Annotated in this window: 7 protein-coding genes; all 7 read left to right on the top strand. The window is 67.9% G+C overall.

All coding sequences use genetic code 11. The features are described from left to right. Nucleotides 1-5: 5 nt before the first annotated feature. Complete coding sequence (gene zomB, locus B841_RS12180; protein ID WP_211215535.1) at nucleotides 6-2,030, top strand: flagellar motor control protein ZomB; 2,025 nt, start codon at nucleotides 6-8, stop codon at nucleotides 2,028-2,030. 127 nt (nucleotides 2,031-2,157) lie between these two features. Continuing rightward, nucleotides 2,158-3,180, top strand: coding sequence for an alpha/beta hydrolase (locus tag B841_RS12175; RefSeq protein WP_020935799.1), 1,023 nt, complete (start codon nucleotides 2,158-2,160; stop codon nucleotides 3,178-3,180). Nucleotides 3,181-3,605: 425 nt separating this feature from the next. Continuing rightward, nucleotides 3,606-5,573: an alpha/beta hydrolase-fold protein gene (locus B841_RS12170; protein WP_020935798.1), complete on the top strand. Its 1,968-nt coding sequence runs from the start codon at nucleotides 3,606-3,608 to the stop codon at nucleotides 5,571-5,573. A gap of 12 nt (nucleotides 5,574-5,585) precedes the next feature. Next, nucleotides 5,586-6,137, top strand: a complete 552-nt coding sequence (locus tag B841_RS12165; RefSeq protein ID WP_020935797.1) for a DUF732 domain-containing protein — start codon at nucleotides 5,586-5,588, stop codon at nucleotides 6,135-6,137. 59 nt (nucleotides 6,138-6,196) lie between these two features. Beyond that, nucleotides 6,197-7,138: a cutinase family protein gene (locus B841_RS12160; protein ID WP_041631905.1), complete on the top strand. Its 942-nt coding sequence runs from the start codon at nucleotides 6,197-6,199 to the stop codon at nucleotides 7,136-7,138. 199 nt (nucleotides 7,139-7,337) lie between these two features. After that, entirely contained in the window at nucleotides 7,338-9,191 is a 1,854-nt protein-coding gene (locus B841_RS12155; protein ID WP_020935795.1) for a FadD32-like long-chain-fatty-acid--AMP ligase, read from the top strand. A gap of 256 nt (nucleotides 9,192-9,447) precedes the next feature. Then, nucleotides 9,448-14,274 carry a polyketide synthase Pks13 gene (gene pks13 / locus B841_RS12150; RefSeq protein WP_041631904.1) on the top strand — a complete coding sequence of 1,609 codons (4,827 nt, stop codon included), beginning with the start codon at nucleotides 9,448-9,450 and terminating at the stop codon, nucleotides 14,272-14,274. Nucleotides 14,275-14,288 lie beyond the last annotated feature (14 nt).

Genomic DNA, 14,288 nt, shown 5'->3' with positions numbered 1-14,288 from the left:
AACACATGGCCACTGCGCTCACGTCTCGCAGGACCGCCGCCCCACGGCTGACCGTGGTGACGGCGGTCCTTTCCGCGTCAGTCCTGGCGGTCTTCGCCTTCGTCGGCGGTTGGCAACGTCGGTGGATCAGCGACGACGGACTGATCGTGCTGCGTACGGTACGGAACCTGCTGGCCGGCAACGGGCCGGTGTTCAACGCCGGTGAACGCGTCGAAACCAACACCTCCACGCTCTGGCAGTACGTCATTTACTTAGGCGGCCTGCTGACGGACGCCCGCCTGGAAACCATCGCGATGTGGGCGGCCCTGCTCTGCACCACGGCGGCTCTGCTCATCGCCGCGCTGGCCACCGCCCGCCTCTGGGGTGCGCGGGGCGGTCTGCTGATCTTCGTCCCCGCCGGCGGGCTGGTGTATCTGGCGCTGCCCCCGGCCCGCGACTTCGCCACCTCCGGTCTGGAGTGGGGCCTGTCCCTGCTGTACCTGGCGGTGCTGTGGGCGCTGCTCGTCCGCTGGGCCGAGGGCGCCCGGCCGGCGGGTCGCCACCGCGCCCCGGGGGTGGATTGGGCGGTGTACCTGCTCGCGTTCTGGTGCGGGCTGTCCTGGCTCGTGCGTCCCGAATTGGCCCTGTACGGCGGACTGGTGGGTATCCTGCTGCTGGTCGCGGCCCGCTCCTGGAAGACCGCGGCGGGGATTCTCGCCGTCGCCCTGCCCGTCCCGCTGGGGTACCAGATTTTCCGGATGGGCTACTACGGGCTGCTGACCCCGCACACCGCCGTGGCGAAATCGGCGAGCGACTCCATGTGGGGCGAAGGCTGGGGATACGTCCGGGACCTCACTGACCCGTACACGCTGTTCTTGGCCCTGGCGGTGCTGGTGGGCATGGCGGCGGCGCTGCTCTGGCGGGTCTCCGCCCGCCCCGCCGATTCTGCCGTCACCTCCTCCGCGGGGGAGGCGCGGGCCGGTCGGATGCGCGTGCGTTCCCGGACCGGCGTCATCGCGCTCATTCTCGCGGCCGCCGGGCTGCACATTTTGTACGTGATCCGGGTCGGCGGCGACTTCATGCACGGACGCATGCTCCTGCTGCCGTTGTTCGCGCTGCTGCTGCCGCTCATGGTGGTGCCCGTCGTGGATCTTTCCCGCCGGGATTCCGGTCTGGCCCGGTGGGCGCCGGTGGCGGCGCTGGGGTTGGGTTTCTTCGTGCTGCTGTGGTGGACCGTGGCCACCGTCGACCGCGGCCATGAGGTGGATTGGCAGGAGTATGAGGAAGGGGAGCTGGGCGTCGTCGACGAGCGGGAGTTTTGGACGAACGCCACCCGCCGGGAGCCCGGCGATCCGCCGCGGACGGCGGACGACTTCCTGCAGGCGAAGGTCCTCGGCGACTTCGACGACTCCGTCGACGAGATCATGTCGCGCAACGGCGCGATGATGGTGCCGATCATCGTGAGCAGCGACCCGGAGACCTACTCCTGGTTCACGCAGCCACGTCAGGAGCAGGACACGAACCTGCGCGCGCTGCCCCCGACGATGTATCTGATCAACTTAGGGATGACGGGGATGCATGCGCCGCTGGACATGCGCGTGCTGGACACCGTGGGGCTCTCCAGCCCGGTGGGAGCCCGCCAGCCCCGCGATCCGGACGGGCGGGTCGGCCACGACAAGTGGTTGCCCTATGAGTGGCAGATCGCGGACACCGACGCGGATCTGGACGAGGTGCCCGCCTGGTACGACCGGGAAGAGGCGTTGTTGGCGCGTGCTGCGCTCCATACCCCTGAATTCGTGGAGCTTTTTGAATCTTATCGGGCCCCCCTGACGGCGGGGCGCTTCTTCGATAACATCGGCTTCGCATTGACCACTGGGCGAACCCTGGAATTCTCCTTGGATCCCCGTGATCACCTTGAGGAAAGCACGGTCACTGCGATTGAGGATTACGTCCGGGACACAGACGCCGGCCGCCCCGCGGCGGACGTGAACGCGGTAGTCCAGCCCCCCGATGTGGAGATCGCATGGCCCGCGACAATTAAGACGGAGTAGCTTCGTGGTCTATGCTTCAAAAGCAGATCACGGTAAAGTAACGATTTTTACCATCCCGTGTTAACGCCGGTGCTTGCGCCGACGATAAAACCGTAGATGACCTCACAACCCACAACGAGGAGAAAGCATGTCCGCACTCGCTGGACTCCATCGTATCCGCCGCGCGGTCCTGGCCTTCGTCGTGGCCATGCTGCTCGGCACGTCTTTGGTCGCCGCCGGAACCGGCACCGCGCACGCATCCCGTGGCGTACTGCGCGAGAGCGCGGGATGTGTATGGGACGCTCATGGGTGGTGGGTCCAGCGTTGCAACGTCTGGTCAGAAGCCAACGGACGTGATATCCCGGTGCAGATCGTCGCCGCCACCCAGGGCGGAAACGCCGCGTACTACATGCTCGACGGCCTGCGCGCCACAGAGCACTCCAACGCCTGGCTCGTGGACACGAACGCCGCCCAGACCTTTCAGGGCGACAACATCACCTTGGTGATGCCGGTCGGCGGCAAGGGCTCCTTCTACGCGGACTGGGACGGCCCGGCCACCTATGACCTGGAGAACCCGGTCAACTACCAGTGGGAGACCTTCCTCACCCAGGAACTGCCCGCTTACCTGGAGCGCCACTTCGGCGTGGCCCGCAACAACAACGCCATCTCGGGTCTGTCGATGGGCGGCACCGCCGCGCTGAATCTGGCCGCCAAGCACCCGGACCAGTTCCGTCAGGTGCTGTCGTTCTCCGGGTACCCGACCACCACGCTCCCGGGCGCCCAGACGGCCCTGCGCGTGGCATTGCTGGACGCCGGCGGCTTCAACCTCAACGCCATGTACGGCTCCCTGGTCAGCCCCCGCCGTTTCGAGAACGACCCGTTCCTGAACATGGACGGGCTGCGTGGCTCCGACGTCTACGTCTCCGCGGCTTCGGGTATCCCATCCCCGGCCGACGCCAATATCGCGTGGAACCACCAGCTCTCCGGCGCGGCGCTGGAGTCCCTGGCGAATGTGAGCACCAAGATTTGGGCCGCCAAGGCGAATACGACCGGCATCGGCATCCGGGAAGATTACCCGGCGACGGGCATGCACAACTGGAACCAGTTCGGCCATCAGATGGAGAAGACCAGGCCGCTGGTCCTCGACGTCATGAACGCTCACCGCTGGTAACTGATCTCACCCCGATTCGGCGCCCGTTTCCTCATCAGGAAACGGGCGCCTTCTCGTTTCCGCGGGCACAGCCCTGCGCGTACGGTCTGTGGCGCGCGGGATGGGCCCGGATGGGGGCAGTCCCAGTTTTCCCAACTTTTTCTCTGGCCCCGCCGAGTGTCTCCAGCTAAAGTCTCAAGTTGTACTTAAACTTGGTGTGGATCTGCCAGGACGGCACGTCTTCGGGGCGACACCTCCGAGCACGGCGCAGTCCCTGGCGGCAGACACCCCAACTGCATAACAATTCATCCGGTGGCGAGCCGTCGCATCCGCCATCCCGGGAGAGGGGAACTCTCGGGGTCGGGGGAGGCCGCGAGGACCCACGGGGCTTATTTCGGCTGCCCGTCCACCGTGCTACTCCCTGACAACGTAAGAGGACTGTTTACATGCGCGACACCGCATCTTCTTCCCCCTTCGGCAGGCTCAAGCGCCGCACCCTAGCGGCCGTCGCCGCCCCGACCGCCCTGGTGCTCGGCTTTGGCGCCCTGCCCGTCGCTGGCGCCCAAAGCTCCCTGACCGATGGCATCGCCCCGGGCAACCCCCCGGCGCGCTCTGAGATCGACACCACGTACCCGGAGGTCGACGGCCTCCCGGCGGGCGTCGAGGTGGACCGCGTGGTGTGGAAGAGCCCCCGCCACGTCGAGCTGTGGATCCAGTCCGCCGTCATGCCGGAAGGTTCCCACGCGGATTCCGATGGCCTGATGCAGGTGGAGATGCTGCTGGCCCGCGACTGGCACGCCAACCCGGAGCGCACCTTCCCCGAAGTGTGGGCGCTGGACGGCCTGCGTGCGCGCGAGGACGAGAGCGGCTGGACCATCGAGACCAACATCATCCAGCAGTACGCCGACAAGAACGTCAACGTCATCCTCCCGATCGGCGGCCAGTCCTCCTTCTACTCCGACTGGAATGAGCCGGACAACGGCGTGCACTATAAGTGGGAGAGCTTCCTGCGCGACGAGCTCGTCCCGATCCTGGACAACGAGTTCCGCTCCAACCAGAACCGCGCCGTGGTGGGCCTGTCCATGGGCGGCACCGCCGCGATGAACCTGGCGCAGCGTAACCCGCAGCTCTTCGACTTCGTCGGATCCTTCTCCGGCTACCTGGACACCACGTCCGTGGGCATGCCTCAGGCGATTGCGGCGGCGCAGATGGACGCCGGACGCTTCGACGCCACCAAGATGTGGGGCCCGCTCGGTTCGCAGCGGTGGATCGACAACGACCCGAAGCTGGGCGTCGGGGCGCTCGAGGGCAAGACCGTGTACGTCTCTTCCGGATCAGGCCAGGACCCGAACCCGAACCCAAACGCCGCCGGCATCGGCCTCGAGGTGCTCTCGCGCCTGACGTCGCAGACCTTCGTCGACTACGCCCAGGAAGCCGGAGTCCCGGTCATCACCAAGTTCCGTCCCTCCGGTATCCACTCGTGGGACTACTGGCAGTTCGAGCTGAATGAGGCGTGGCCGTACATCGCCGATGCCCTGGCCATCCCGGAGGAGGACCGGGGAGCGGACTGCGACGTCGTCGGCCCGATCGCCGAAGCCACCCAACAGACCGACATCGGATCCTGCGTCAACGACGCTTACCCGGTGGCGGACGGTGAAGCCCAGGACTTCCGCTCCGGCACGGCGTACTTCTCGGAGGACACCGGCGCCCACGCCCTCTTCGGTCTGATCGACGCGAAGTACGCCGAACTGGGCGGCCCGGCCAGCTGGCTCGGCTTCCCGACCACCGGTGAGCAAACCACCCCGGACGGCGTCGGCCGTTACGTCCACTTCGAAAACGGCTCCATCTACTGGACCCCGGGCACCGGCGCCCACGCCATCCCGGAGGACATGGTCGACCACTGGGAAACCAACGGCTGGGAGACTGGCGACCTGGGCTACCCGGTCGGCGAGGCCACCGCGATCAACGACGGCCTGGTCCAGGAGTTCCAGGGCGGTTACCTGACGCGTAACCCGAACGGCGACACCCACCACATCGTCCACGGCGCCATCGCCGACAAGTACGGCGAGACGGGCACCGCGGACTCTGCGCTGGGCTTCCCGACCTCTGAGGAAATCGCCGTCAGTGGTGGCGCGTTCCAGGAGTTCGAGAACGGCAACATCTACTGGTCGCCTCAGACGGGCGCGCACGTGATCTACTACGGCGCCATCTTCGACGCCTGGGGCGAGGAGGACTGGGAGCAGGGGCCGTACGGCTGGCCGACGACGGACCAGACCGACATTTCGGCCGGCGGCCAGACCATCGACTTCCAGAACGGCACGATCAGTCAGGTCAACGGCCAGATCCGCACCGAAGGGGGCGAAGGAGAAACTGACAGCGAGACCAATGGTGACGTCGAGGTAAACCTGAGCTAGGTGAGGCATTCTATGACCATGAAAAGCCACTTTTCCCGGATCGGCCTGGTCGCCGCCGCCTTCGGCGCGTCGGCGGCGTTGCTCGTCGGCTGCGGCGGAAGCACGGTGACCAGCGACGACGTCGAGTCTGAGACGACGGTGGCCCCGCTGGAACGTTCCGGCACCGAGACCACCGGCGCCGCCGACCCCACGGAGTCGGAGGACGCCGAGGAAACCACCACCCAGGAACGTCCTGACGGGCAAGGCGGTGCGGGTGTCGCCGCGCCGCCGCCCCCGGAGGACCAGGGCGCCCGGGAGATCTCCGAGATCCCCGAGACAGAGGTGCCCACGTCCCCAGAGGACGAGGAGTATCTGGCCACGCTCACTGACGCCGACGTCGACGTCGCGGGCGTGGAGCCCTCCCTGCTGGGTACGGCGACCACCGTGTGCGCCTCTGAAGGGGGCACGAACGTCACGGCGAGCGCCGTCGCGGGCCAGCTCATCGAGCAGGGCCGCACCGAGCTGGACCACGGCCAGCTCACCGAGCTCATCGAGGAGTCGGCGCGCGCCACCTACTGCCCCTGATGGCCGGGCAGCGGTGCGCGTGGGCATGCCCCAGGCCTGAAGAACTGCGTTAAGGAACAATGCGAAGAAAAGTGCTCACGATCCTCGCCGTCCTCGCTGTGCTCGTGCTCATCGTCGGCGGCGCCATGACCTGGCTGCAGACGACCGAGGACGGTGCGCTGCCGGACGTTCCCGGGCTCACCGACGAGGCGTCCCCGGATGACGAGCCGCCCGCGGAACCGGAGCAGCCGGCGTGGTGCCCCCGGGTCGAGTTCATTTCGGCCCCGGGCACCTGGGAGTCCGCCCCGGACGACGATCCCATGAACCCGCAGGCGAACCCCTACTCGTTCATGCTGTCGATCACGCAGCCGCTGCGGGATACGTATGAGCCCGACGACGTGAAGGTGTGGACGTTGCCGTACACGGCGCAGTTCAAGAACATCAACGCCGAGCACGAGATGTCCTACGACGAGTCCCGTTCGGAGGGCACGTCCCGCCTCAACGGGGAATTAGGCTACATGAACGAGGAGTGCCCGGGGACGGACTTCATTCTGGCCGGGTTCTCGCAGGGCGCGGTCATCGTCGGCGACGTCGCCGATCAGATCGGCGCCGGGCTCGGGCCCGTGCCGGCCGACAAGATCAGGGGTGTCGCCCTGGTCGCGGACGGCCGCCGGGAAAACGGCGTGGGGGTCAATCCCGGCAACCCGCTGTCGGGCATCGGCGCGGAAATCGCGTTGGAGACGGTCAGCAACCTGGTCCAGGTGGTGGTGCCGGGCGCCACGATGCGCGGGACCCGGCCGCATGGTTTCGGTGAACTCGCCGACCGCACCATGCAATTCTGCGCGCCCAACGACTCGATCTGCGACGCCCCGCAGGACATTTCCAATGCGCTCGGCCGCGCGTTGGATTTGGCGGCCGCGGACGGCGTGCACGCCCAGTACGCTTCCAACCCGAACGTCATTCCGGGCACGACGACGCCGGAGTGGATCGTCGACTGGTCGCACGGGCTGATCAATCAATGACCGGTGAGGAGGGAAAACGCCCCGGCAGCGACCCCTGAATGTGTAACATTGCGAAATGTTTGCCAGACTAACTGATACAGAAGGCGAACCTGTTAGGTTGGCCGTGAAAATTCCTCACTGCGCCCGCCGGAGACACGGACGGCGCAGACCCGGGTGAACGTTCGAGTTCACCGCATCATCAGGACAGACGGAGACGCACATGGATCTTGAGAAGGCAATCGCCCAGTTCTTCAACGAGAAGGGCGAAATTCAGCTGGCCCCGCAGCTGACTCTGGCGGGCCTGTCGGAGCTGATGTACCAGGGCGACCTGCAGACCGGCGGCGGTGAACGCCATTGCCTGCGCTTCTGGGACTATTCCGAGTCTCGTGCGGGCGTCGCGGTCGATTACAACCGCACCGAGATCAACACCCGCATCAAGTCGGTGGCGGCCCGGCTGCAGCAGGTGGCCAAGATCGGCGACCGCGTGGCCATCCTCGCCGGCAACTCCCCGGAGTACCTCTTCGCCTTCATCGGCGCCCTCTACGCGGGCATGGTGCCGGTGCCGCTGTACGACCCGAACGAGCCGGGCCACGGCGAGCACCTCAAGGCGGTGCTGGCGGACTCCACGCCGACCGTCGTGCTGACCAACAAGCACGCCGCCGGGGCCGTGCGCGAGCACTTCGCGGACACCCCGTCGCGGGAGCGCCCCCGCATCCTGGCGGTGGATTCGCTGCCGGATTCGTTGGCGGAGAGCTACGTCAACCCGTCGACCACCCTGCAGGGCCAGCAGCTGATGGCCTCGGCGACCACGATGCCGATCGACCAGACCGCTTTCCTGCAGTACACCTCCGGTTCGACCCGCACCCCGGCCGGCGTGGTGCTGACCAACCGGTCGATCCTGACCAACGTGTTGCAGATCTTCACCGCGGTTCAGCTGAAGATGCCGCTGCGCCTGGTGACCTGGCTGCCCCTGCACCACGACATGGGCATCATCCTGGCGGTCTTCGTCATCCTGCTCGGCCTGCCGATGGAGATGATGAACCCGCGCGACTTCGTGCAGCAGCCGTCCCGCTGGGTCAAGCAAATCTCCCGCCGTAGTGAGGACGACATCCACACCTACGCCGTCGTCCCGAACTTCGCCCTGGAGATGGCCGTGCGCTACGGCACGCCGGAGGAGGGCTCCGACGCCCGTTTCGACAACATCGACGGCATCATCATCGGTTCTGAGCCGGTCAGCGAGTCCGCCGTCAACAACTTCGTCGAGGCCTTCACCCCCTTCGGCCTGGAGCCGACGGCCCTGCGCCCGTCCTACGGCCTGGCGGAGGCCTCCCTGCTGGTGTCCACCCCGCAGACGCAGGAGCGCCCGCTGATCAACTACTTCGACCGCGACAAGCTCGCCGACGGCGAGGCCGTGGAGGTGGAGAAGGGCTCGGAGAAGGCCGTGTCCTTCGCCTCCAACGGGCAGGTCGTGCGCCCGCAGGCGATGACCATCGTCGACCCGGAGACCAAGGACGAGATCGTCGACGGCCTGGTCGGCGAGATCTGGACCAACGGCGGCAACACCGCCGCCGGCTACCTGGACCGCCCGGAGGAGACCGCCGAGACCTTCGGCCAGACGCTCGGCGAGCGCCTGGCGGAGGGCTCCCGCGTGGCCGACGCCCCGGATACTGGGTGGTTGGCGACGGGCGATCTGGGCGTCATCGTGGACGGCCAGCTCTACATCACCGGCCGACTGAAGGACCTGGTGATCATCGCCGGCCGCAACCACTACCCGCAGGACATCGAGGCCACCGTCCAGGAGGCGAGCGAGCACGTGCGCGCCGACTCCGTCGCGGCCTTCGCCGTGCCGGGCGACGACGTCGAAAAGCTCGTCGTCCTGCTGGAGCGCGCCGACGACGCCGAGACCACCGGCGACGCCGAGGCCGTGGAGGCCGTGCGCGCCGCCGTCAGCTCCATCCACGGGGTCACCCCGGACGAGATCCGGGTGCTGGCGCCGAACGAGATCGCCCGTTCCTCCTCGGGCAAGATCGCCCGACGCGTGAACCAGCGCAACTACCTGGCGGAGAACGCCTAAACTCCCCAGCCGATGATCCTCCCGCCCCGGCCGGCGGGAGGATTTCGCGTTTTCGGCGCCGCGAGATGCCCGCCTCACCCCGGCGGAACAGACTTTCTGCGGTATCGCAGCCTAATGAGCTGGGGAAAGAAACATCGTGGAACAATGTGACGATAGACAGCCATAGACCTTAGTGGCGTTTACGACGACAATTGTCATAATCAACGGCAACAGCCCGGCAACGTCCCTCTTTTAGTTAGTAAGGAAGATCCTTCGGATGAGCTCAACCTCGATGACCGAGTCCCAACTCCGGGAGTGGCTGAAGAACTGGGTCGCGCGCACCACGGAACTGAGCGTGGACGAGATCACCGACGCCACCCCGATGGAACGCTTCGGTCTGTCCTCCCGTGACGCCGTGGTGCTGTCCGGAGAGCTGGAAAACCTGCTGGACACACAGCTCGACGCGACGATCGCCTACGAGTATCCGACGATCGCCCAGCTGGCGAAGCGACTGGTCGACGGGCCCCCGGCCGAGACCGCCACCCGCCGTACCTCCCGCCCCGCCGCGCCGACGGCCGGCGCCCCCGGCACCCACGACATCGCCGTAGTCGGCATGTCCGCCCGCTTCCCCGGCGCGAAGAACCTCGACGAATACTGGCGCCTGCTCATCGAAGGCCGTTCCGCCACCGGCGAGCGCCCGGAAGGTCGGTGGGCGGAGTACGCCGCCGACCCGGTCACCACCGCCAAGATCGACGCCGTCAGCACCGCCGGCGGCTACCTGGACGGCATCGACGTCTTCGACAACGAATTCTTCGGCCTGTCCCCGGTGGAGGCCGCCAACATGGACCCGCAGCAACGGCTGCTGTTGGAGGAGGTCTGGCACGCCTTAGAAGACGCCCACCTGCCGCCCAGCCAGCTGCGCGGGGCTGCCGTCGGCGTGTTCATGGGCTCGTCCAGCAACGACTACGGCATGCTCATCACCGCCGACCCGGCGGAGGCCCACCCCTACGCGCTGACCGGCACCGCCAGCTCGATCATCCCCAACCGCGTGTCCTACGCCTTCGACTTCCGTGGGCCTTCCGTCAACGTCGACACCGCCTGTTCGTCCTCGTTGGTCGCCACCCACGACGCCGTGCGTGCCCTGCGCGCCGGCGACGCCGACGTGGCCCTGGCCGGCGGCGTGAACATCCTGGCCAGCCCGTTCGTCTCTACGGCGTTCGGCGAACTCGGCGTGATCAGCCCCTCCGGAGGCATCCACGCCTTCTCCGACGACGCGGACGGCTTCGTCCGCGCCGAAGGCGTCGGCGTGCTCGTGCTCAAGCGCGTCGCGGACGCCCTGGCCGACGGCGACGACGTCCTCGCCGTGATCAAGGGTTCCGCGGTCAACTCCGACGGCCACTCCAACGGCCTGACCGCCCCCAACCCGGAAGCCCAGGCCGACGTGCTGGAACGCGCTTACGCGGACGCGGGCATAGACCCGGCCGACGTGGACTACGTCGAGGCCCACGGCACCGGCACCATCCTCGGCGACCCCATCGAGGCCACCGCCCTCGGCGAGGTCCTGGGCACTGGCCGCGAAGCCAAGCACCCGACGCTGCTGGGTTCCGTGAAGACCAACCTGGGCCACGCCGAATCCGCCGCCGGGGTCGCCGGCCTGGTCAAGGTCGTGCAGTCCATCCAGAACGACACCCTGCCGCCGTCGATCAACTACACCGAACCCAACCGCTACATCGACTTCGACGCCGAAAAACTCGAGCTCGTCGAAGACCCCCGCGAATGGCCCGAATACTCCGGCCGCAAGATCGCGGGCGTCTCCGGCTTCGGTTTCGGCGGCACCAACGCGCATGTCGTGGTCAGCGAATTCGTCGCCGAAGACTACCTCGACGACGGCGAGCCCGCCCCGCAGTCCACCCCGTCGCAGCTGATCGACCCGGACAATCCCAATGCCGTGGCGCTGCCGGTCTCCGGGCTGCTGCCGTCGCGCCGGGCGAAGGCGGCCGCCAACCTGGCCGATTTCCTGGAGGGCCGTGACGACGTCGACCTCGTGCCGGTGTCGCGTTCCCTGGCGGGGCGCAACCACGGCCGCAGCCGCGCCGTCGTCACGGCGGACAACGTCGCGGACGCGGTCAAGCGGCTGCGTCAGGTCGCCGAGGGCAAGACGTCGATCGGGTCGGTCGCGGCGGATTCCCCGTCGCCCACGGGCCCGGTGTTCGTGTACTCGGGCTTCGGTTCCCAGCACCGCAAGATGGCCAAGAAGCTGCTCGAGATGAGCCCGCTGTTCACCGCCCGGATGGAGGAGCTCGACGGGTACGTCGACTTCGAGTCCGGCTGGTCGATGCTGGAGATCATCCGCGACGACGAGCAGACCTATGACACGGAGACCGCGCAGGTCACGGTCACCGCCATCCAGATAGCGGTCACCGACCTGCTGGCCAGTTTCGGGGCGAAGCCGGCGGCGGTGGCGGGTATGTCCATGGGCGAGATCGCCGCGGCGTATGCCGCGGGCGGGATCTCCGCGAAGGACGGCATGCTCATCGCCTGCCACCGCGCCCGTCTCATGGGCGAGGGCGAGGAGATGATCGCCGGCACCGAGCAGGAAGGCGCCATGGCCGTCGTCGAGCTCACCCGCGAGCAGCTCACCGAACTCGTCGACGCCGACGAGGCGCTTAACGGCGTGGAGCCGGCCGTGTACGCCGGGCCGGGCATGACCACGGTGGGCGGGCCGGCCTCGGCCGTCGATACGCTGGTCGCCCAGCTGGAGGAAGAGGGCAAGTTCGCCCGCAAGCTGCAGGTCAAAGGCTCTGGGCACACCTCTGCGCTGGATCCGATCATGGCGGACCTCGCCGGTGAGATCGCCGGCATCGCTGCGCAGCCGACCACGATCCCGGTCTTTTCCTCCGTGGACCGCGGCGAGGTCTACCCCGCCGGCTCGGTCATCCACGACGACCAGTACTTCCTGCGCATGACGCGCCAGCCGGTGTGGTTCCAGGACGCCACCGAGCAGGCGCTGGCCGCCGGGCACACCACGCTCGTGGAGATCGCCCCGAACCCGGTGGGGATCATGGGCATGATGAACACGGCGTTTGCCGTCGGCAAGGCCGACGCGCAGCTGTTGTACGTGCTCAAGCGCAAGGTCGAGGAAGCCGACTCCATCCGGGACCTGCTGGCGAAGCTCTATGTCGCGGGCATGCCGGTGGACTTCGGCGCGCTCTACGGCGACGGCGAGCGCATCGACGCCCCCGTCACCGAGTTCAAGGAATTGAGCTACTGGACCAACGCGCGTCCCAGTGCGGGGTCGGCCGCCGGCCTGCCGGGAACGAAGGTCACGCTGCCGGGTGGCGCGGTGGCGTTCAGCACGAACGCCGACCAGGCGCCCTCGGCGCTGGCGCTGCTGGAATCCGCGGCCGCCGCGGTCAACGCCGAGGCGCAGCTGGTGGCCACCAAGGGGCACAGCACGCTGCCCGCCTCCGGTGAGGTGACCACGATGGTGGAGTCGGGCCTGGGCGGTCTGAATCTGGCGGTGTACGCCGTCGACGCCGCCGGCGAGACCACCCTGATCGAGGAAGGCTTCGCCAGCGCCCTGGCCGGCGTCGAGCCCGTGGGCTATGACGCGGCGCCGGCCCCGGCGGCCCCCGCACCGGGAGGCTTTGACGACGACCTCGACGTCGAGGCCGTGCGGTGGGACCCGGACAGCGGCGAATCCGTGGAGGAGCGCCTGCGGGCGATCGTCTCCGAGTCGATGGGCTACGACGTCGAGGACCTGCCCGGCGAACTGCCGCTGATCGACCTGGGCCTGGATTCTTTGATGGGCATGCGCATCAAGAACCGGGTGGAAAACGACTTCCAGATCCCGCCGCTGCAGGTGCAGGCGCTGCGCGACGCGTCCGTCGCGGACGTGGTCGCCATGGTCGAGGACGCCGTCGCCCAGGGTGGCGCCGAGCCGGTCGGCGAGGTCGACGCCGCGATGAGCCCGGTCCAGGGCGAGGGCGTCGGTGCGGCGACCGCCGAGCAGGCCACCCCGGAGGAGCAGGGCCAGGGCGTGGGCGTGGCCCCGCGCGACGCCTCCGAGCGCATGGTCTTCGGCACGTGGGCCACGGTCACCGGTTCCGCCGTGGCCGGCGTGACCAGCCCGCTGCCGGAGCTGACCGACGAGCAAGCCCAGCGCATCGCCGAGCGCCTGACGGAGCGCTCCGGCATTGAAGTCAGCGCCGCGACGGTGCGCGAAGCCACGACTTTGGAGCCCCTCGGCGATCTGGTCCGCGAGGGACTGGAGACCCCGGTGGAAGGCAATATCCGCATCCTGCGCCCCCGCCCGGAGGGCTCGGAGAAGCCGGCCGTGTTCTTATTCCACCCGGCCGGCGGCACCACCGTCGTCTATGAGCCGCTGACCCGCCGCCTGGACGAGGACGTCCCGGTCTACGGGGTGGAGCGCCTCGAAGGTTCGCTGGCAGAGCGGGCGGCGGCCTACGTCTCCGACATCGCGGCCTACTCCGAGGGCCGCCCGGTGGTCCTCGGCGGCTGGTCCTTCGGCGGCGCGCTGGCCTACGAGGTCGCGCACCAGCTGCAGGACACGGACGTCGTCGTCGACCACATCGCGCTGCTGGACACCACCCAGCCGGCGAACCCGGCGCCGAAGACGATGGAGGAGACCAAGGCGCGCTGGCGCCGCTACGCGGACTTCGCCAAGAAGACCTACGGCCTGGAGTTCGAGGTGCCCTTCGAGCTGCTGGAGACCGCCGGGGAAGAGGCGCTGCTGGGCATGTTGGAGCAGTACCTGGCCACCACCGACGCTTCCGCCCACGGCCTGTCCGCCGGTATCCTGGAGCACCAGCGCGCCAGCTTCGTGGACAACCAGATCCTGGGCAACCTGGACTTCGCCCGTTGGGTGTCGGTCGAGGTTCCGGTGCTGTTGTTCCGCTCCGAGCGGATGCACGACGGCGCCATCGAGCTGGAGCCGGCGTACGCGGAGATTGACCCCGACGGCGGGTGGGCCGCTATCGTCGATGATTTAGAGATTGTGCAGCTGCCGGGCGACCACCTGGCGGTGCCGGACGAGCCGGCGATCGGGATCGTCGGGGCACACATGATGAAAAGGATCAGGTGAGTAAGCCAGTGACA

Origin of the sequence: Corynebacterium maris DSM 45190 (genome assembly GCF_000442645.1) — a bacterium.
In the GTDB taxonomy this organism is placed as follows: Bacteria; Actinomycetota; Actinomycetes; order Mycobacteriales; family Mycobacteriaceae; genus Corynebacterium; species Corynebacterium maris.
This window is presented reverse-complemented; position numbering and strand designations above follow the sequence as displayed.